This is a genomic window from Citrobacter sedlakii NBRC 105722, assembly GCF_000759835.1.
Lineage (GTDB): Bacteria > Pseudomonadota > Gammaproteobacteria > Enterobacterales > Enterobacteriaceae > Citrobacter_A > Citrobacter_A sedlakii.
Window position 1 is genome coordinate 72,031 of the sequence record NZ_BBNB01000001.1, and the last position, 19,556, is coordinate 91,586.

18 protein-coding genes are annotated in these 19,556 nt (G+C 55.2%); 5 read left to right on the forward strand and 13 right to left on the reverse strand.

Translation table 11 applies throughout. The annotated features are described in order from the left end of the window. Positions 1-49 precede the first annotated feature (49 nt). From CSE01S_RS00385 to blr, 3 genes are all read right to left on the reverse strand, one after another. Positions 50-490, reverse strand: coding sequence for a DUF2569 domain-containing protein (locus tag CSE01S_RS00385; RefSeq protein ID WP_042282816.1), 441 nt, complete (start codon positions 488-490; stop codon positions 50-52). Positions 491-568: 78 nt separating this feature from the next. Continuing rightward, entirely contained in the window at positions 569-784 is a 216-nt protein-coding gene (gene ydgT, locus CSE01S_RS00390; protein WP_042282818.1) for a transcription modulator YdgT, read from the reverse strand. A 296-nt stretch (positions 785-1,080) separates the two neighbouring features. Continuing rightward, positions 1,081-1,206 (reverse strand): division septum protein Blr, encoded by a 126-nt coding sequence (gene blr / locus CSE01S_RS00395; RefSeq protein WP_042284684.1) that lies wholly within the window; start codon positions 1,204-1,206, stop codon positions 1,081-1,083. A gap of 241 nt (positions 1,207-1,447) precedes the next feature. On the opposite strand from blr, the gene CSE01S_RS00400 reads away from it, so the two are divergent. Further along, on the forward strand, positions 1,448-2,488 hold the full coding sequence (locus tag CSE01S_RS00400; RefSeq protein ID WP_042282820.1) for an oxidoreductase: 1,041 nt from the start codon (positions 1,448-1,450) through the stop codon (positions 2,486-2,488). A gap of 87 nt (positions 2,489-2,575) precedes the next feature. Here CSE01S_RS00400 and add read toward each other — a convergent pair whose 3' ends face one another. The 3 genes from add to malX form a co-directional block, all read right to left on the reverse strand. Further along, positions 2,576-3,577 carry an adenosine deaminase gene (gene add, locus CSE01S_RS00405; protein WP_042282822.1) on the reverse strand — a complete coding sequence of 334 codons (1,002 nt, stop codon included), beginning with the start codon at positions 3,575-3,577 and terminating at the stop codon, positions 2,576-2,578. A 103-nt stretch (positions 3,578-3,680) separates the two neighbouring features. Beyond that, positions 3,681-4,853, reverse strand: a complete 1,173-nt coding sequence (locus CSE01S_RS00410; RefSeq protein ID WP_042282824.1) for a MalY/PatB family protein — start codon at positions 4,851-4,853, stop codon at positions 3,681-3,683. A gap of 10 nt (positions 4,854-4,863) precedes the next feature. After that, on the reverse strand, positions 4,864-6,456 hold the full coding sequence (gene malX / locus CSE01S_RS00415; RefSeq protein ID WP_042282825.1) for a PTS maltose transporter subunit IICB: 1,593 nt from the start codon (positions 6,454-6,456) through the stop codon (positions 4,864-4,866). A gap of 177 nt (positions 6,457-6,633) precedes the next feature. On the opposite strand from malX, the gene CSE01S_RS00420 reads away from it, so the two are divergent. Continuing rightward, entirely contained in the window at positions 6,634-7,662 is a 1,029-nt protein-coding gene (locus tag CSE01S_RS00420) for a Mal regulon transcriptional regulator MalI (protein WP_042282827.1), read from the forward strand. A gap of 30 nt (positions 7,663-7,692) precedes the next feature. Here the strand turns inward: CSE01S_RS00420 and CSE01S_RS00425 are convergent, their stop codons facing one another. Both CSE01S_RS00425 and manA read right to left on the reverse strand, forming a co-directional pair. Beyond that, complete coding sequence (locus tag CSE01S_RS00425) at positions 7,693-9,195, reverse strand: YdgA family protein (RefSeq protein ID WP_042282828.1); 1,503 nt, start codon at positions 9,193-9,195, stop codon at positions 7,693-7,695. Between the two features lie 101 nt (positions 9,196-9,296). Continuing rightward, entirely contained in the window at positions 9,297-10,472 is a 1,176-nt protein-coding gene (manA, locus tag CSE01S_RS00430; RefSeq protein WP_042282830.1) for a mannose-6-phosphate isomerase, read from the reverse strand. A gap of 216 nt (positions 10,473-10,688) precedes the next feature. Here manA and fumB point away from each other — a divergent pair, with 216 nt between their 5' ends. Then, positions 10,689-12,335, forward strand: a complete 1,647-nt coding sequence (gene fumB / locus CSE01S_RS00435) for a class I fumarate hydratase (protein ID WP_042282832.1) — start codon at positions 10,689-10,691, stop codon at positions 12,333-12,335. 138 nt (positions 12,336-12,473) lie between these two features. Further along, positions 12,474-13,877: a class II fumarate hydratase gene (gene fumC / locus CSE01S_RS00440; RefSeq protein WP_042282834.1), complete on the forward strand. Its 1,404-nt coding sequence runs from the start codon at positions 12,474-12,476 to the stop codon at positions 13,875-13,877. Here the strand turns inward: fumC and tus are convergent. From tus to rstA, 3 genes are all read right to left on the reverse strand, one after another. Continuing rightward, positions 13,874-14,803, reverse strand: a complete 930-nt coding sequence (tus, locus tag CSE01S_RS00445) for a DNA replication terminus site-binding protein (protein WP_042282837.1) — start codon at positions 14,801-14,803, stop codon at positions 13,874-13,876. The genes fumC and tus overlap by 4 nt on opposite strands. Positions 14,804-14,876: 73 nt before the next feature. After that, positions 14,877-16,178: a two-component system sensor histidine kinase RstB gene (gene rstB / locus CSE01S_RS00450; protein ID WP_042282839.1), complete on the reverse strand. Its 1,302-nt coding sequence runs from the start codon at positions 16,176-16,178 to the stop codon at positions 14,877-14,879. Between the two features lie 12 nt (positions 16,179-16,190). After that, positions 16,191-16,925, reverse strand: coding sequence for a two-component system response regulator RstA (gene rstA, locus CSE01S_RS00455; protein ID WP_042282841.1), 735 nt, complete (start codon positions 16,923-16,925; stop codon positions 16,191-16,193). 126 nt (positions 16,926-17,051) lie between these two features. Here rstA and CSE01S_RS00460 point away from each other — a divergent pair, with 126 nt between their 5' ends. Continuing rightward, on the forward strand, positions 17,052-17,387 hold the full coding sequence (locus tag CSE01S_RS00460; RefSeq protein ID WP_042282844.1) for a GlpM family protein: 336 nt from the start codon (positions 17,052-17,054) through the stop codon (positions 17,385-17,387). Here CSE01S_RS00460 and folM read toward each other — a convergent pair. Together folM and CSE01S_RS00470 are read right to left on the reverse strand one after the other, a co-directional pair. Further along, on the reverse strand, positions 17,384-18,106 hold the full coding sequence (gene folM / locus CSE01S_RS00465; protein ID WP_042282846.1) for a dihydromonapterin reductase: 723 nt from the start codon (positions 18,104-18,106) through the stop codon (positions 17,384-17,386). The genes CSE01S_RS00460 and folM overlap by 4 nt on opposite strands. A 58-nt stretch (positions 18,107-18,164) precedes the next feature. Beyond that, a complete protein-coding gene (locus CSE01S_RS00470) occupies positions 18,165-19,547 on the reverse strand; it encodes an amino acid permease (protein WP_042282848.1) in 1,383 nt (460 codons plus the stop codon). Positions 19,548-19,556: the final 9 nt, after the last annotated feature.

A 19,556-nucleotide genomic window follows, 5' to 3' on the forward strand; every position in this document is an offset into this window, starting at 1 on the left:
TATTATCTGACAATCTACAGCAGGCGACAACAGGTTAACTGTATGGTTATTACGGGTTCACGAAAGTCGATTTCACGCGCGCAGAGCGTTTGAAATAGGGCACCAGCAGTGCTGCCGCCAACAGCGGAAACAGCAGTTGACGTACGGCAAGAGCATCGGGCACGGGCGAAAAGGCAAAGGATTTGATCGCCAGCAAAACCGACACCAGCAACCAGACAATATAGTGCTTTGGCACACAACGTCTGCGCTTAAAGAAAGCAATCGTCAACCACAGGGTGTAATACCACATGGCGATCGCGGTAAGAAAAGAAACGCCCCATAAAACCAGATTGCCCCCGCTTTGTTCTGACAACATTCTGAACGTTTGCGGCGTTGCGAGCGCCGTAGCGTAAAGAAAAAGGGCCAGCGAAGCACTTAACAACGCGACTAAAAGCCAGGCCAGTGGGCCAAGTAACCAGCCTCCAATGCGTTGTGCCGGGGTTGTGGTCATAAAATCTCCGGAATTGCCAGACGTACCGTTCTTTTTGGGGCGGTTATTATAAAGCTTTTGCTGGCAAGCGCTACTTTCTTATTGGACGTAACGCCAGACGGACTTTGGCACCTGACCCACATCAAACAGTCGACCGCCGGATACCAATTCCGCGCGACGGTGATCGGCAGCGCGATACATATTGATGATGTCCCGATCGTCGGTAAGCGTGTAATGGAGATGGTCGAACAACTTTTCCAGACTTTCAAGTGAACTAATTTTGCGGAATTTTAATAAATAATCCTGAACGGTCATAAACAGGGATCCCTAATATAAAAATAATGCCTATTGAGTTGCGAACGTAAAAAAAATAAACAAACGATCCCTGACCAGCTCGCCCGGGATACCAATGCAAAATAAGTGATTTCTTAACAGCTAAAGCTGTGCCAGACGGCACTGGCCAGAAGGTTATCCTGCTTCATTGAAACTGGCAATATGCGCAGGCGCGGTAAGCGGCAGATTTACCTTTTTCAGATACTTTTTCAGCCTTTTCTGTATTTAGAAGCCCGTTGCTGAACGCCAGACGACGCAAGCCGCCTGGCGGGAGAGCATCATTTTTTCTGAACGACTGCGGTTTGCTCTGGCGGCTGGTAATTATCAATATGATTAGCCACGCCCAGCAGCACCACGGAAAATGCAAGAACCACCCAACCCGTTAATTCGATAATACGATTGATCACTGACGACATTTGCTTTGATTTATCCTTAAACACAGACGGCGAATTTTACTTAGCGAAAGTTAAGCCAGCAAGGGTTTCGGGAACGGTTTCAGTCACTTTATTACCCCGGACGGCGCTTAAATGACGGTTGTTTGACTTAAGTTAACTCTTCGCCTTTCTGCTGCGGGGCGAAGTAAACTATTGTTAGACGATTATGGATAGTGTGAAATGGTCACAGACTGAAACGAGAGGCAACATGATGAGTGACAATATCCGCGTAGGATTGATTGGCTATGGATACGCCAGCAAGACGTTCCACGCGCCGTTAATTGATGGTACACCCGGTCTGGAACTGGCCGTCATTTCCAGCAGCGATGCAGCCAAGGTGAAGGCGGACTGGCCTGCCGTGGCCGTTGTCTCTGAGCCAAAGCATTTGTTTAACGACCCCAATATTGACCTGATTGTCATTCCCACCCCTAACGACACCCATTTCCCGCTGGCGAAAGCCGCACTGGAAGCCGGTAAGCACGTGGTGGTTGATAAGCCTTTTACCGTGACACTGTCACAAGCTCGCGAACTGGATGCGCTGGCGCGCAGCTTTGGACGGGTGCTTTCCGTCTTTCATAACCGCCGTTGGGACAGCGATTTTCTGACCCTGAAAGCGATGCTGTCAGAGGGCGTGCTGGGGGAAGTGGCCTATTTTGAGTCTCACTTTGACCGCTTCCGCCCGCAGGTCCGCGATCGCTGGCGCGAACAGGGCGGGCCAGGTAGCGGTATCTGGTACGATCTGGCGCCGCATCTGCTGGATCAGGCAATCAACCTGTTTGGTTTGCCGGTCAGTATGACCGTCGATCTGGCGCAACTGCGTCCGGGGGCGCAGTCAACCGACTATTTTCACGCCACGCTCTCTTATCCCCAGCGGCGGGTGATTTTGCATGGAACGATGCTGGCAGCGGCGGAATCGGCGCGCTATATCGTACACGGTTCGCGGGGGAGCTATGTGAAATATGGCCTTGACCCGCAGGAAGAGCGGCTGAAAAACGGCGAGCGTCTGCCACAGGAAGACTGGGGCTACGACATGCGCGACGGCGTGCTTACCCGCGTGGAAGGCGAAACGCGCGTCGAAGAGACCTGGCTGACCGTTCCGGGGAATTATCCGGCGTATTACGCCGGGATCCGCGACGCGCTGAACGGTAATGGAGAAAACCCGGTACCTGCAAGCCAGGCGATTCAGATTATGGAATTGATTGAGCTTGGTATTGAGTCGGCTAAACACCGTTCGACGCTGAGTCTGACGTAAGATCTATCTGCCCGGCGGCGCTATCGCCCGCCGGGCAGGCTTATGCAGTAGGCCGGATAAGGCATCACCGCCATCCGGCACCGTCCTTTACGCTGCCGCCACTTTTTCGCGCAGCGCCTGTTTTTCCTGCGCACTCAGAAAAGCGATTTCCAGACCGTTGATCTGCGCCTGGCGAATCTGTTCGCGCGTCAGACCCGCAGCCGGCGCCGCGACGGTATACTCATGAATAATATCTACGCCCTGTACTGCCGGATCGTCCGTGTTCAGACTGGCCAGTACGCCGTGCTCAAGGAAAGTTTTCAGCGGATGCGCCGCCAGCGATGCCACGGTGCTGGTCTGTATATTTGATGTCAGGCAGGACTCAATTCCGATGCGCTGCTCCGCAAGAAAGTCCATCAACGCAGGATCCTCAACGGCTTTCACGCCGTGTCCGATGCGCTCTGCGCCCAGCTCACGAATTGCCTGCCAGATGCTTTCCGGGCCCGCGGCTTCTCCCGCATGAACGGTAATGCGCCACCCGGCGTCACGGGCCCGGTTAAAATGCGACAGGAACAAACTGCCCGGAAAGCCCAGTTCATCTCCAGCGAGATCCAGCGCGGTGATCTGATCGCGGTGCGCCAGAAGCGCCTCGAGCTCTTGCAAACAGGCGGCTTCGCCAAAAGTGCGGCTCATGATGCCAATCAAACGCGCCGACACGCCGAAGGCTTCGCAACCTTCGCGTACACCCGCGATGACCCCTTCCACCACGCCCGCGATCGGGAGGTTATGCGTCATGGCCATATAACCCGGAGAAAATCGCAGTTCAACGTAGTGCAGGCCATTTCGGGCGGCATCTTCAATGTTCTCGAACGCCACGCGGCGGCAGGCCTCCAGGGAGCCTAATACTTTGACTCCCCAGTCCAGCTTAGAGAGGAAACTGACCAGATCGGGTTCCGTCGCGGTCACCTGAACATGGGGGATCAGCGTGTCGAGCGTCTGGGCTGGAAGCGTCAAATTGAACTGGCGACCAAGGTCGAGGATGGTCTGGGCGCGGATGTTGCCATCCAGGTGGCGATGAATGTCAGTTAACGGCAGGGAAGTATCAATCATGGTCGCACTCATTATTTGAATAGAAAAGTGCGCGCTATTATAAAAACAAATCCCGGTGAAAAGCTATGTTGCGCAATGATTAATTTCATTGCGCAACGGTGCGTTAGCGGACGGAACGAATCGCCTTTATCAGACCGGAGACGCCTTGTTCAAGTTTCGAACGCGGGCAACCGGCATTTAAACGCACAAAGCCGCGACCCTCATCGCCATAGGTGAAGCCGGGCATAATGGCGATTTTTTGCTGATGAATAAGCGCAGACTGCAACGCATGATCATCAATCTTCAGCGAACGCAGATCGATCCACGCCAGATACGTTGACTGCGGCGGTTGCCAGGCCAGTTCCGGAAAGGCGCCGTTAAGCGTATCGGCAACATAACGCAAATTATCCTTCAGGTAACCGCGAAGCGCATCCAGCCAGGGCGCGCCTTGCTCGTAGGCTGCGATGTGCGCGGTCAGCGCCAGGACGGCAGGCGACGACAGACCATCGCGACCTTTTAGCGCATTGAGATAACGAGTGCGGCTCTGTTCATCTTGTATCAGGCCATACGCGCCAGTAAGCGCCGGAATATTGAAGCTCTTCGAGCCGGAGGTAAACAGCGCCCAGTTGCCGCTCGCCACGTTGCACCAGGGAATGTGCGGCTGTTCTCCCCACACCATGTCCATATGAATTTCATCGGAAATAACCCGAACGCCGTGGCGCTCGCACAGCGCCGCCATGATCTCCAGTTCACCGCGCGTCCAGACTTTACCGGTCGGGTTGTGCGGGCTGCACAGCAACAGAATTTTACTCTCCGGTCGCGCCAGCGCCGCTTCCAGTTTATCCCGGTCGCAGATCCATCCCGCACGGGGGGTTTCCAGGGCGACGGGAATCACGGTGCGCTGATTGCCCTCTATAGCTTTGTAAAAAGCGTCATAGGCAGGCGTATGGACAACCACGCCGTCACCCGGCGCGGACCACTGGCGAATTAATTCCGACACCATATAGATCACCGAGGGGCCATACACCAGCGAACCGGTGTCGATCTCGGTGTTGTGTCGTTGATCGAACCAGGAGGCGATGGCGCCGAGAAACGCATCATTTTGCCAGCGGCTGTAGCCCAGTACGCCGTGAGTGAGGCGCTGGTGCAGCGCCTCCAGGATACAGGGCGCCGTCGCGAAATCCATATCGGAAATGGTAAACGGCAGCAGATCGGCAGAACCAAAACGGTCGGCAACGTAATCCCATTGGGTGCACCAGGTTCCATGCCTGTCAACAACGGTTGAAAAATCGAACATAGCGTAGCCCTTATGCCTGAACGGTATTCATCAGACCCGCCATTTCGTCTTTCACCGACTGAACCTGCGGACCAATGACCACCTGCAAATTATGCTGATTCAACTGAACCACCCCAATGGCGCGGTTGTCCTTGAGCGCCTGGACGTTCACAAGCGACATATCCTTCACCGACAGACGCAGGCGGGTAATGCAGTTATCGAGGCTGACGATATTATCGGCACCGCCCAGCGCCGCCAGAATGGCTGGCACATTATAGCCCGATTTACCCGGCGCGCCGGCAACGGCTTTTTCTATCGTGCTGGCGATGTCACTGTCGCGACCCGGCGTTTTCAGATTAAAACGGGTGATGGCGAAGCGGAAAATGACGTAGTACACCGCGAACCAGATAGCGGCTACCACTGGCACCAGATACCACTTGGTCGACAGGCCGTGCAGAATACCAAACACGACAAAATCGATAATATTGCCGTCAGTGTTACCGATGGTCACGCCCAGCACCGACATAATGGTGAAACCCAGACCCGTCAGTAACGCGTGAATCACATACAGTACCGGCGCAACGAACAGGAATAAAAATTCCAGCGGTTCCGTGGTGCCGCCCACGACGCACGCGATCAGGCCAGAAATCAACAGTCCTTTGATTTTATGGCGATTTTCAGGCCGGGCGCAGTGATACATCGCTAATGCGGCTCCCGGTAAGCCACCAAGAAACGCGGGCATTTTACCCTGTGAGAGGAAGCGGGTTGCGCTTTCAGAGAACCCCTGTGTGGTAGGGCAGCTCAACTGCGCCTGGAAGATAGTCAGGGCGCCGCTCACCGTATGACCGCACACTTCCTGGGTACCGCCTGCGTCGGTAAAGCGAATCAGCGCAACCAGAATGTGATGTAAACCAAACGGTAACAGCAGACGTTCGCCAGTACCAAACAACATGGGGCCAAAGTCGCCCGCGCTGTTAATCATATGACCGAGTCCGCTGATGCCCATCGCAAATACCGGCCAAACCAGTGGAATGACCAGACCCACCAGGCCCATAACCACGGAAGAGATAATCGGCACAAAGCGGGTCCCGCCGAAGAATGCCAGCGCATCCGGCAGACGAATATTGTGAAAACGTTCGTGCAGCATCCAGACGATAATACCGGCGATGACCGCGCCGAGGATCCCGGTGTCGATGGACGGGATCCCGAGGATATTCTGGATGTTATTGGCTTTCAGCACCGCCGGGTCGGTGGCGGGCAGAATGCCTTTTGCGGTTAGCCAGAAGTTAACTGCAAGGTTCATCACCGCATAGCCGACAAAACCGGCGAACGCGGCGACGCCTTTGTTTTCGCGCGCCAGACCTAAAGGAATCGCGATGCAGAACATGACCGGCAGGAAGCTAAAGGCGAATGAACCGACTTTGCTCATCCAGGTGAAGATCGCCTGCAGGACCGGATTGCCCAACGCCGGAAGCAAAGTGAGCACATCGTGGCTGCTTAGCGAACTGCCGATGCCCAGCATAATGCCGCAAAACGACAGTAAAGCGACGGGCAGCATGAAGGTTTTGCCCAACTGCTGGAAAAATTCCCATAACGTGATTTTGGGTGCTGTTTTTGCCGTCATCTAACGACTCCTTGTGAAAATCCATCGGTAACGCGTAAATTTGAGCGGAAAGATAAAACGTTTTACCTTATTTTAGTGCGGCGAAAGTCACATTATCGAAGGATAATAGGGCGTATAAATATAAGTGATTGATAAAACGTTTTATCTGTCACGTTAGCAGGGGAGTTTGTTGTTTCCATGGCTATAGCCAAAAAAATCACTATCCACGATGTGGCGCTGGCGGCGGGGGTGTCGGTCAGTACGGTTTCGCTGGTGCTCAGCGGTAAAGGACGTATTTCAACCGCCACCGGCGAGCGCGTCAATGCGGCGATCGAAGAACTGGGCTTTGTGCGCAACCGTCAGGCTTCCGCGCTGCGGGGAGGACAGAGCGGCGTTGTTGGGCTGATCGTTCGTGATTTATCCGCCCGGTTTTACGCGGAGCTCACCGCGGGCTTGACCGAAGCGCTGGAGTCGCAGGGACGGATGGTCTTTCTGCTGCATGGCGGACATGACGGCGAACAGCTGGAACAGCGTTTTACGATGTTACTGAATCAGGGTGTCGATGGGGTGATCATCGCCGGCGCTGCGGGGAGCAGTGAGACGCTACGCGTGTTGGCGGAAGAAAAGGGCATTCCCGTGGTGTTTGCCTCCCGCGCCAGCTATCCCGACGACGTGGATACCGTGCGCCCCGACAACATGCAGGCGGCACAGTTGCTGACGGAGCATCTCATCCGCCACGGCCATCAGCGTATTGCCTGGTTAGGCGGGCAAAGCTCCTCTTTGACCCGTGCCGAACGCGTGGGCGGCTACTGCGCCACGCTGTTGAAATATGGTCTGCCGTTTCACAGTGACTGGGTGCTGGAGTGCGCCACCAGCCAAAAACAGGCGGCTGAGGCCATCACCACGTTGCTACGACGAAATCCGACCATCAGCGCCGTGGTCTGCTATAACGAAGTGATCGCCATGGGCGCGTGGTTTGGCCTGATGCGCGCCGGTCGCCAGAGCGGCGAGGTCGGCGTCGATCGTTACTTTGAACAGCAGATTTCACTGGGGGCGTTTGCCGACGTTCCGGAAAACGCGCTGGATGATTTGCCTATTGTCTGGGCCACAACGCCGGCGCGCGAAATGGGGTATTCCCTGGCGGAACGCATACTGCAACGCATCGGCCATGATGACGGACACACCCGTAACCAGACGTTATCGGCGCGGCTGGTGATACAAAAATAAACCCCTCAGACGAGGGGTTCAGAGTGGGCCTTACGGCTGCGTCGGTGCGTCTGGCACCGGCAATGACGCCATGCCGAACAAGCCGACAAATTCTTCCAACGGCATTTTATTCCCGTTCAGCGTCACCTGGCCGTTAGCGTACTGCAGGCTGCTGCCAATGGTGTTGTCTTCCAGGGTGGTCACGCGGAACATCTGCCCCATGGCTGACAGACCTTTGACCTGCTGTGTAGCCAGTTTTTCCGCCTGCTCCTGCTGGTAACCTTCCAGTTTGGCAATCTGCGTCATGAACTCAACGGCCATATCCATGGGGATGGCTAATTTGCCGTCAAGTGATTTCACCGAACGGTCGACTTCATCGGCCAGCGTCTTCGGCTCGCCCTGCGCGGTTGCCGGGTCTTTCAGGAACAGGGACAGGTTGAAGGTGGTTTCACCTTTTGCATTTTTCCAGCTCAGCGGCGCGACCGTCACCACCGGTTCACCTTTCATCAGCAGCGGCAGGGCGCTGAAGAACGCCTCGGTCACTTTTTGCTGATAGAGTTCCGGGTTATCTGCGATTTCCGGCTGTGTCAACAGCGCCTGGGTTTGCGCATTATACTGCTGGCTAAACTGATGCCATGCTTCGCCGTCTATCTGGCCCACTTTCAGCGTCAGCTTACCGCTACCCAGATCCTGATTCTGCACTTTCAGGCTGTTAAGCGAATAATCCAGCTGGCTGTTAATGGTTTTGCCGTCGTTGACCAGATCGGTTTTGCCGTTAATTTCCATACCTTCGAGCAGCGCCATCTCTTTGCCTTCTACAGAGATCGCCATTTTATCGAGGGTCAGTTTCTGATCGCCAACGCGCTCGCCGAAGCTCGCGAGGGTGCTGGAACCTTCGGTCTTAAGATTGTTGAAGGTGAACTGAACCTTCTGACCATATTCGTTTACTGCGTTCACCAGACCACTCTGCGCTTCACCGGAAAGCGACACCTCTTTGCCTTCTTTGTCGGCGTTGAAGATGAACTCGCCGCCGCTAAAGGCAACTTTATCGGTCTCATTCTCGTAATTCAGCGGCTTCACCGCCATCACCGAACGCGTATCGCCGCTGTAGCTTATACGGGAGTTGATCTCAAAGGGGGCTTCACCTTTGGCGAGATCAAACAGCGGCTTGCTGACGTCGTTATTTTGCAGGGTGGTTTTCACCGAGGCCATTGACGGGATGAGATTCAGGGTTTTTAACTGCGCGAAGGGGAAAGGACCATGATCGACAGACTCATTGAAAACCACGCTCTGGCCCGCTTTCAGCCACGGATTTTCTTTGCCGGCAACCGGCTTAAGCACCAGTTGCAGCTGGCTGCTGAACACGCCGCGCTGATAGTTTTGATAGCCAAGTTCCACATTCGCCTGCGGCGCGCTGCGCTTAATTTGCTCATTGGCCTGACTGACCATCTCAGAAAGATGGGTTTCCAGCTTCTTACCTGTGTACCATGCACCGCCCGTCCAGACGATACCGAGTGCGACGATGACACTCGCAGCTACCAGCGATTTTTTCATATTGTTTATCCATAAAATGAAACCAGGCAGCCCGGGCCGCCTGGAGAACGCAAAGACCTCTTACTAGCTTAGCAAGAGTTGTTAAAAAATTCAGTAAGTTGCTAGAACTTGTTGTAGACCCGCGCTAAACGGCCCACGCCACTGGCCATGATCGGCGACTCCGCAGCGCTGATGAACGCAGACTCGCCGGGCTTCAACACCAGACGCTGCTCGCCTTTGCTGAGCACAGCTTCGCCTTCCACGCAGAACAGAATCGCCGCGCTTTGCTGCGCGACGGGCGTTTCCTGCGCGGACAGGTCGTGCAACGAGAAGGCGAAATCATCTACCGGAATCGGGAAGTCCAGTTCCGCACCGTTTTTCTCCGGCGTTGTTAACAACTGGTTGGCTGGCTTAGCGTCGAATCTGACGTTGGCGACCAGTTCCGGAATATCGATATATTTTGGCGTCAGTCCGGCGCGCAAAACGTTATCGGAATTGGCCATCACTTCCAGCGCCACACCCTGCAGATAGGCATGCGGCGTTTCAGCGAACAGGAACATGGCTTCTCCCGGATTCAGTTTCACCACGTTTAACAGCAGCGGCGAAAACAGGCCGCTGTCATCAGGGTAAAACTCGGCGATAAGACGAATCGTCTGCCACGGTTCGCCTTGCTGATTTTCCAGAGCGGCTTTCAGAATCGCCAGCGCGCGGGATTTTTCTTCCCCCTGCATATTCAGCAGACCGGCGAACAGTTCACTCAGCCGTTTAGCATTGGGGTTTTCCAGAAAATGCGCGATAGCGGTGTGAGCGCCAGCGACCGGTTGCAGCAGGGAGACGATCTCAGAGAACTCGCGAAATGCGTTCATCGCCAGGAACGGCGTCAGGGCAAAAACCAGCTCTGGCTTATGGTTCGGATCCTTGTAGTTGCGCTCGGCGGCATCCAGCGGGATCCCGGCGGCATTTTCCCGGGCAAAGCCTGTTTCAGAATTACGTTTGTTCGGATGCACCTGAATGGACAGCGGTTGTGCGGCGCAAAGGACTTTAAACAGGAAGGGCAGCTCTCCAAAACGCTCAGCAACCGCATCGCCCAGCAGGGTGGATTTATGCTTTTCGATGACGTCACGTAGCGACACGGTTTGGCCGTTAGCATCAACCACCTGAGAGCTGCTTTTTGGGTGCGCGCCCATCCACAGCTCCGCCATCGGCTGCTGCTGCGGGTTAGCTATGCCGTAAAGCTCCGTCAGCGCCGTTTTACTGCCCCACGCATAGTTCTGCACCGAGTTGATAAGTTTTTGCATTTCAATGCCCTGTTTCAATTTTAAAATGAGGTGGAAATGAATGCGGTTATTAAACCAAGAAACCCGCGGGATGTAACCTGTGCACGCAAAAAGTCGTACTTGTCTCAGTTTTTGTTAAAAAATTGTGTAGGATAGTGTAACTCGCTTTTAACGAGGGCAAAGGAACATCTGCCCTGAAGCCTAAGATAATCAGACCGAGCAGTAAGTGAGAGATCAATGTCAAACAAACCCTTCTTTTATCAGGATCCTTTTCCCCTTAAAAAGGATGATACCGAATACTATCTGCTGACCAGTGAACACGTTTCCGTGGCCGAATTTGAAGGACGAGAGATCCTGAAAGTCGCGCCACAGGCGCTCACGCTGTTGGCGCGCCAGGCCTTCCACGACGCCTCGTTCATGCTGCGCCCGGCGCATCAGCAGCAGGTCGCCGATATTCTGCTTGACCCACAAGCCAGCGAAAACGACAAGTACGTTGCGCTGCAGTTTCTGCGCAACTCCGACATTGCCGCGAAAGGCATTTTGCCGACCTGCCAGGACACCGGTACAGCGATTATTGTCGGCAAAAAAGGGCAACGCGTGTGGACTGGCGGCGGCGATGAGGCTGCGCTGGCGCGCGGGGTGTATAACACCTATATTGAAGATAACCTGCGCTACTCGCAGAATGCCGCGCTGGACATGTATAAAGAAGTGAATACCGGCACAAACCTGCCAGCGCAGATTGATCTTTATAGCGTGGATGGCGATGAGTATAAATTCCTCTGTATCGCCAAGGGCGGGGGATCGGCGAATAAAACGTATCTGTATCAGGAAACCAAAGCGCTGCTGACGCCGGGTAAACTGAAAAATTATCTGGTCGATAAAATGCGCACGCTGGGCACCGCGGCCTGCCCGCCATACCACATCGCGTTTGTTATTGGCGGCACGTCTGCCGAAGCAAACCTGAAAACCGTCAAACTGGCCTCTGCGAAATATTATGACGCGCTGCCAACGGAAGGAAATGAACACGGTCAGGCTTTCCGTGACGTTGAGCTGGAAAAAGAGCTGCTGGTGGAAGCGCAAAATCTGGGGCTGGGCGCGCAGTTCGGGGGCAAATATTTCGCTCATGATATCCGGGTGATTCGTCTGCCGCGTCACGGGGCGTCCTGTCCGGTGGGGATGGGGGTTTCCTGTTCCGCGGACCGTAACATCAAGGCGAAGATTAACCGCGATGGGATCTGGATCGAAAAACTGGAGCATAATCCGGGTAAATATATTCCCGAGGCGCTGCGCAAAGCAGGCGAAGGGGAAGCGGTGCGCGTTGACCTGAACCGCCCGATGAAAGATATACTGGCGCAACTGTCGCAGTACCCGGTTTCCACGCGTCTGTCTCTGAACGGAACCATTATTGTGGGGCGTGATATCGCCCATGCCAAACTGAAAGAGCGTCTGGATCGGGGCGAAGGCCTGCCGCAGTATGTGAAAGATCATCCCATCTATTACGCCGGTCCGGCGAAAACACCGGAAGGGTACGCATCGGGCTCGCTCGGCCCAACTACCGCAGGTCGGATGGATTCTTACGTCGATCAGCTTCAGGCCGCCGGCGGCAGCATGATAATGCTGGCGAAGGGGAACCGCAGCCAGCAGGTCACCGACGCCTGTCACAAGCACGGCGGTTTCTACCTCGGCAGTATTGGCGGCCCGGCGGCGGTGCTGGCACAGGGCAGCATCAAGAGCCTCGAATGTGTGGAATACCCGGAACTGGGCATGGAAGCGATCTGGAAGATCGAAGTGGAAGATTTCCCGGCCTTTATCCTGGTGGATGATAAAGGAAATGACTTTTTCCAGCAGATTCAGACGTCGCAGTGCGCACGCTGCGTGAAATAACGTCAGCCGCCCTACGGGGCGGTTTTTTTCGCACGAACCACCAAACGACGGTTACGTCATCGTTAATACTCATAAGACCGCAAGCAAGTGGGCAATGTCGAACATAACCTCATCAACGCATTAAGTAAGGAGAAGGTAATGGTAACGGTACGCCGCGAGAAAGATTCGATGGGTGCAATTGATGTCCCGGCAGATAAACTGTGGGGCGCGCAAACCCAACGTTCACTGGAGCATTTTCGTATTTCGACCGAAAAAATGCCCGTCGCGCTGATCCACGCGCTGGCGCTCACTAAGCGTGCAGCGGCAAAAGTTAACGAGGATTTAGGGCTGCTCTCGCCGGAGAAGGCCTCTGCCATTATGCAGGCCGCCGACGAAGTGCTGGCAGACAAACATGCCGATGAGTTTCCGCTGGCTATCTGGCAGACCGGTTCCGGTACGCAAAGTAATATGAATATGAATGAAGTACTGGCGAACCGGGCAAGCGAGCTGTTGGGCGGGGTGCGCGGAATGGATCGCAAAGTGCATCCCAATGATGACGTCAACAAGAGCCAAAGCTCAAATGACGTTTTCCCGACGGCCATGCATGTGGCTGCGCTGCTGGCGTTACGTAAGCAACTTATTCCGCAACTGACGATATTAACTCAGACCCTGCGCGAGAAATCCCACGCCTTCGCCGACATAGTCAAAATTGGTCGTACCCACCTACAGGACGCCACGCCGCTGACGCTCGGTCAGGAAATCTCCGGCTGGGTGGCAATGCTTGAGCATAACCATAAGCACCTGGAGGCCAGCCTGTCGCACGTGGCGGAACTGGCGCTTGGCGGCACCGCCGTTGGTACAGGTCTGAATACCCATCCTGAATATGCGCGTCGCGTGGCCGATGAACTGGCGGTGATAACCCAGGCGCCGTTTGTTACCGCACCCAATAAGTTTGAAGCGCTTGCCACCTGTGATGCGCTGGTACACGCTCACGGCGCGCTGAAAGGGCTGGCGGCCTCACTGATGAAAATCGCCAATGATGTGCGCTGGCTGGCTTCCGGTCCGCGCTGCGGCATTGGTGAAATCGCTATCCCGGAAAACGAACCGGGCAGTTCGATCATGCCGGGCAAGGTTAACCCGACACAATGTGAAGCGTTGACGATGCTGTGCTGCCAGGTGATGGGCAACGATGTGGCAATCAACATAGGAGGGGCGTCGGGAAACTTCGAACTCAACGTTTATCGCCCGATGGTGATTCATAATTTCCTGCAATCTGTGCGTCTGCTGGCCGACGGCATGGAAAGCTTTAACGCCCATTGCGCGACAGGGATTGAACCGAACCGCGAGCGCATCAACCAGTTGCTTAACGAGTCGCTGATGCTGGTCACCGCGCTGAATACCCACATCGGTTATGATAAAGCGGCAGAGATCGCCAAAAAAGCGCACAAAGAGGGGCTGACGCTGAAAGCCGCCGCTCTGGCGCTGGGCCACCTCAGTGAAGAGGAGTTTGATCGCTGGGTGCGGCCAGAGCAGATGGTCGGCAGCATGAAGCCGGGCCGTTAATCCGCCACGTACAGGTGCAGCCGGGGAATCATCAACCGTAGCGGCTGCGCCTGGGGTTTAAAACGGTGCTGAACGTTATCGGCATCGTAATTCAGCAGTTCGCCGATGTCGGGCACACCCGCGCCGTTATCCGTGCTGATTAACGCAATCAGTGGGGTCGGGCAGGCGTGTTGCACCTGCTTCTGTTCCCCTTTATACCAGACCCTGGCGATGGGCTGGACCTTGACCGGACGCTTAATTTTCAATTTCGCCCGCTGCGGTAGCGCGGCGATATCCTGGTATTCACGCTCCAGCTTTGCCTGCCACTCCTCGCGGGTCCAGGGATGTACGCTACGTGGGGTGTTGAGGCTTTTTTCAAGCTGGGCCAGTACCTCGTCGCGGGTGAGATTCTTGATGATATGTTTATTCGCCCAGCCGAAGCGCAGCGTCGCCGGATCGTTAATCATCGTCAACGCGCGGTAGGCATTGAGCGTGATCAACCCGGGTAAATGACGATGCACCCATTCAAATCGCGCTGCAGAGGGTAAGCCTGACTCCACGGTAACGATATATTCGAAGGTGGTTTTCAACTGGTTTATCTGTTCAACCTGACGCTGTAACGCCTGCTGACTGGCGTTATCCACCCGAAAGCAGATCACGCCGGGCAGACGAACCGCCGCTTTGCTGCTGCGCTTCTCCGACTGCTGCTGAATGAACAGGTGGCGATAATGCGCTAACGCCAGCGACAGCGCTTCTTTACCCAGATGCTGTTTGACCGCAATGGTCTCCAGCGGGTTATGCTCATCTTCTTTACTGATCTCCGGCAGGGAAAAAACGCGGGCAATCGTCAGGGGTTGCTGGCTGAGCGCTTCCGTCAGCGCCGCGAGCGCCTGCTCCATCTGACGAAACGTGCTGTTCAGTCGGTCGACAAGATCGTAGCGTGCCATGATTGATTCTCATTAGTTACAACATACTTTTTTATAGCACAACTTTTCGTCGGCGGCTACCGTGCGGTCGTCGTCAGGCAAGGGATTCTTGCGCGATGGGGGACCGGAGAGGCCAGCTAAAACGAAATTGCGCGCCGCCAAGGTGGCTCACGCCGCAGCTCACCGTCCCCCCCATCGCCATCGCGATGGAGTGGACAATGGCGAGCCCAAGACCGCATCCACCGGTGGCGCGATCGCGGCTGGGGTCCAGGCGCACAAAAGGTTCGAACACCTTTTGCCGGGCATCGGGCGCGATGCCTGGGCCGTCATCCTCGACAATCAACGTCGCGAGGTGTCCGTCCCGCAGCAGGCTAATTTCAACGGTCGTTTTGCAGTAACGCAGTGCGTTGTTGAGTAAGTTATCCAGAACGCGCTCCAGCAGACGCATATCCAGTGCGCCGTAGTGCCCGCGAACGACCTGAGAGAGGGTTAGCGTGCGTTCCGGAGTGACGCTCTGTACGTCTTCAATGTGGGACGTGATCCACGCCGGGAGGTCCGGTTCGCTAAGGTGCAGTTCATTTTGCGGCCTGTCGAGACGGGCATAAGTTAATAGCTCCTCGATCAGCGACTCAAGCTGCCCGATGTCACGATTAAGCGCCAGCGACTCCTGGTGGCTGAGGTTTTCGCTCATCTCCAGCCGATAGCGAAGACGCACCAACGGCGTGCGCAGTTCATGGGCAATACCGTCAATCAGCTGTTTTTTACTGGCGATCAGCGCAGTGATGTTGTCAGCCATCTGGTTAAAAGCAATGCCCAGCCGCTCAAAGCTGGAACCGCTGTTGAAATTCAGTCGCTCGCCCAGATGACCTTTACCGAAACGCTGAGCCGCAGCTTCAAGTCGCAGCATGTCCTGCCAGTGAGGACGCATCCAGATAAACACCGGCAGGGCGAGTGAAATGGCGATGATCGCCATCAGCGCGATGTCCAGCAGGCGCATCTGATGCAGGTAGTAGAGATAGGGCACCGGACCGACGGCCAGCACGTAGTGGCTGCGCGGAATACGCTGAATAAAGGTGTACTGATCGTCCAGCGCAATAATGTCGCCGCTGCGAAGGCGCTCCATTGAGGACGCGTCCAGCCGGAAGTGGGTCAGCGGTTCAACGCGTAAGTCGAAGGAGAGATTGAGATCCATCTGTTTGATGGTCTTACCCCAGTCACGGGGCGGGATCTCCCGCAGTTCACTGCGCATCAGGTACAGTGAGCTTTTCATCAAATCATCCAGCGACTGCCTTCCGGCGCGCTCGGCAGTGAATTTGTAGACCAGGCCAACCAGCAGGGTCATTACCAGAAAGCAGACAAACAGCAGGAGATAAAACTGCACAAAGAGTTTTTTCATTCCATTCTCCACTCAGTATGCGGTTTCATCATCCCAGGCATGGGGCGCAAACAAGTAACCTTTGTTTCGCACGGTTTTTATGCGATAGGGTTCCGTGGCGTTATCACGCAACTTTTTGCGCAGACGTGAAATTGCGACGTCCACGCTACGATCCAGTCCGTCGTAGCTGACGCCGCGCAAATTTTTCAGCAGCGCATCGCGATCCATAATCTGTCCGGCATGGGTCGCCAGTTCCCATAACAGTTCGAAATCGGCGGTGGAAAGGGAGACTTGTTCGCCGCCCAGCGACACTGAACGGTTAATCGGATCGACCCTCAGCGAGCCAAAGCGTAAAGGGTTGTACGGCGTCGCGCCGCCGCTCTGAATGCCTTTCGCCAGAGTGGCGTGTTCGCTTTGACGTAAATGCAGGCGCAGGCGGGCGAGTAGCACGGCAGGGGGCGTCGTTTTCAGTATGTAGTCGCAGGCGCCCATTTCCAGCGCAAGGATGTGATTCATATCGCTGTCGAGAGAGGTAAGCAGCACAATCGGTCCCTGCCAGCGCCCCTGAATATCACGACACAATGTCATACCGTCTTTGCCGGGAAGCATGATGTCCAGCAGGACCAGATCGGGCTGCACTTCCAGAATACGCGCTTCCGCCTTATCACCGCGCGGCTCAACCACTACGTCAAAATCGTGTTTTGCCAGATAAGCTGCGATGAGCGCGCCAACCTCAGGATCGTCTTCGACAAATACAATTGTGTTCATGCCATTATTGCCAGACTAAAAACGCCAACATACACCGCGGCGCCGCCGCCTTCCATTAATCTTTCCTAAACGGAAGCGCTTCCGTTATGCTAACAGCCGATGTTATTGATGTGTTAAGGCAAGGCAATGGGACTCCTAATAAAAGCCGCTCTCGGCGCGCTGGTAGTGGTAGTGATCGGCTTACTGGCAAAAACGAAAAATTATTATATTGCAGGGTTAATTCCGCTATTTCCCACTTTCGCATTGATCGCGCATTACATCGTCGCCAGCGAGCGCGGTATCGAAGCGTTAAGAACCACCATCATATTCAGTATGTGGTCGATCATTCCCTATTTCGTGTATCTTCTGTCGCTCTGGTATTTCACCGGGGTGATGAAGCTACCGATGGCGCTCGGCGGGGCGGTTATTTGCTGGTGCCTGAGCGCCTGGCTGCTGATTTTTTGCTGGGTCAGGCTGCACTAACGCAAATGGCGGCCGCCGTCGACGGCAAAACTGCGGCCAGTCACGAAGCAACTGGTCAGCAGATAATCGATTAAATCGATCACCTCTTTTTCACCCGGCGCCGTTTTCATTAACGATTTATTCAGCGCCTGCTGACGGTATTCCGCGTCGTCGCCCTCATTAAATAAAATGAGCGACGGGGCGATAGCGTTCACTTTTACTTCCGGAGCCAGTTTGCGGGCAAAGGAGCGGGTCATGTTGTCCAGCGCGGCTTTACTGGCGGCATAGGCGATATGTTTATCGCTGCCGCGCTCCACCACGTAATCGGTGAAATGAATAATGTCGCTGGCGGCATGACCGTGACCGCGCAGCATGCCTTCAAGAGCGTGGTTGAGCAGATAGGGCGCATTGACGTGGATCTGTAGCATGCATGCCAGCACGTCGGTCAGGGGCGTACCGGGTTTTTCCGCCATCCATGCGCTGGCGTTATGCACGATTGCCCGTAACCCTGGGGCGCTTTCTTTCACGTTGTCAGCAAAAGCTAACACGCCTTCATTGGTGGAAAAATCGGCCTGAATACAGAGTGCGCCCGCTTTCGCCAGTCCGTCAATCGCCGGATACGGGGTACGATAGCTGACGATTACCGGCTGTTGCTGATGAATAAAATGCCAGGCGATGGCCAGTCCAATGCGGCGTCCGCCCCCGGTGATCAGAATCGGCAAAGGGTGTTTGTTTCCCATCGAAAGCTCCTTATGCGCCTGCAAGCCAGGCAATTCGCGTTAAACGATGGGATGACAATTACCCCACCAACAGCCAGGTCGCCGGAACCGCGGCAACCAGCAGCAGTCCAATCAAAATCAGTTCCTGACGATTCAGAACAGTATCATGTGTATGCGTTTTACGCGCGTACAGGAACACCAACAGACCCGGCGCGTACAGAACCACGGAAAGCAGCAGGTGCATCGGGCCCGACGCATACAATAACCATAAGCCATAAATGCAGGCTCCGACACCCACGGCCTGGTGCAGGGGACGCGTTGCGATTTTCAGCAGGAACGCGCCAACCAGAAAATAGGGCACCAGAATCATTTCTGATGCAATGGTCAGCAGGGTGTTGTAGTCGGAACCTGTGAGCCAGATCAGCACCAGACACACCTGAACGCAGATGTTTGTCAGCCACAGCGACGCCGACGGCGCGCCCTGGGCATTCTGGCGCGCGAAAATACGTGGAAACGCTTTATGGGTCGAGGCCAGGAACGGCACTTCGGCGGCCATAATCGTCCAACTGAGGTACGCGCCGCAGACAGAAACAATCAACCCGGCGGCAATAATAATTTCGCCCCACGGTCCCATCATCTGCACCATCAGACCCGCCATCGACGGGTTACGCATTTCAGCCAGATCTGGTCGCGCAACCACGCCCAGCGAGAGCAGGGTGACCAGCAGATAAACGCTAAGCGCAGCAAGTACCGCCAGTAGCGTGGCGCGACCGACGTCCTGTTTGTTGCGGGCGCGGGCTGACACCACCACCGCGCCTTCTACGCCGATAAAGACCCAGAGGGTAATCAACATGGTGTTCTTCACCTGTTCCCAGACAGGAACGCCCAGCGCTATGCCGGTGAAGTCGAGGTTAAACGTATCCAGACGGAACGCCATTATCGCTAACACGACGAATAACCCCAGCGGCAACAGCTTGGCAAGCGTCGCTACCAGGTTGATGCTCGCGGCGGTCTGTACTCCGCGCAGCACCAGAAAATGGACCACCCACAGCAGAACCGAGGCGCCGACGATCGACTGCCAGGTATTGCCATCGCCAAACAGGCGAAGTGCGGGGGTGTCAGTAAAGAAACTGAGCGCTGAAAACACGATGACAAGATAAGAAACGTTTGCGATAACGGCGCAAAGCCAGTAACCCCAGGCGGAGCAAAAACCGATCAGCTCACCGAAGCCTTCGCGGGCATAGGTGAAGATGCCGCCATCCAGGTCGGGACGGATACGGGTCAGAATCAGCATGGCGAACGCCAGCAGTAAAATACCCGCGCCGGTTATAGCCCAGCCAATCAGCAGAGCTGACGGGCTGGCAACAGCGGCCATGTTTTGCGGCAGACTGAACACACCAGCGCCAAGCATCGAGCTTAAAACCAGCGCAGTGAGCGCGCTCAGTCCCAGTTTTTTTTCCATGATTATCCA

Coding starts and splice junctions, on each gene's coding strand:
- CSE01S_RS00385 (WP_042282816.1), bottom strand. CDS start 490: ATGACCACAACCCCGGCACAACGCATTGGAGGCTGGTTACTTGGCCCA.
- ydgT (WP_042282818.1), bottom strand. CDS start 784: ATGACCGTTCAGGATTATTTATTAAAATTCCGCAAAATTAGTTCACTT.
- CSE01S_RS00400 (WP_042282820.1), top strand. CDS start 1,448: ATGAGTGACAATATCCGCGTAGGATTGATTGGCTATGGATACGCCAGC.
- add (WP_042282822.1), bottom strand. CDS start 3,577: ATGATTGATACTTCCCTGCCGTTAACTGACATTCATCGCCACCTGGAT.
- CSE01S_RS00410 (WP_042282824.1), bottom strand. CDS start 4,853: ATGTTCGATTTTTCAACCGTTGTTGACAGGCATGGAACCTGGTGCACC.
- malX (WP_042282825.1), bottom strand. CDS start 6,456: ATGACGGCAAAAACAGCACCCAAAATCACGTTATGGGAATTTTTCCAG.
- CSE01S_RS00420 (WP_042282827.1), top strand. CDS start 6,634: ATGGCTATAGCCAAAAAAATCACTATCCACGATGTGGCGCTGGCGGCG.
- CSE01S_RS00425 (WP_042282828.1), bottom strand. CDS start 9,195: ATGAAAAAATCGCTGGTAGCTGCGAGTGTCATCGTCGCACTCGGTATC.
- manA (WP_042282830.1), bottom strand. CDS start 10,472: ATGCAAAAACTTATCAACTCGGTGCAGAACTATGCGTGGGGCAGTAAA.
- fumB (WP_042282832.1), top strand. CDS start 10,689: ATGTCAAACAAACCCTTCTTTTATCAGGATCCTTTTCCCCTTAAAAAG.
- fumC (WP_042282834.1), top strand. CDS start 12,474: ATGGTAACGGTACGCCGCGAGAAAGATTCGATGGGTGCAATTGATGTC.
- tus (WP_042282837.1), bottom strand. CDS start 14,803: ATGGCACGCTACGATCTTGTCGACCGACTGAACAGCACGTTTCGTCAG.
- rstB (WP_042282839.1), bottom strand. CDS start 16,178: ATGAAAAAACTCTTTGTGCAGTTTTATCTCCTGCTGTTTGTCTGCTTT.
- rstA (WP_042282841.1), bottom strand. CDS start 16,925: ATGAACACAATTGTATTTGTCGAAGACGATCCTGAGGTTGGCGCGCTC.
- CSE01S_RS00460 (WP_042282844.1), top strand. CDS start 17,052: ATGGGACTCCTAATAAAAGCCGCTCTCGGCGCGCTGGTAGTGGTAGTG.
- folM (WP_042282846.1), bottom strand. CDS start 18,106: ATGGGAAACAAACACCCTTTGCCGATTCTGATCACCGGGGGCGGACGC.
- CSE01S_RS00470 (WP_042282848.1), bottom strand. CDS start 19,547: ATGGAAAAAAAACTGGGACTGAGCGCGCTCACTGCGCTGGTTTTAAGC.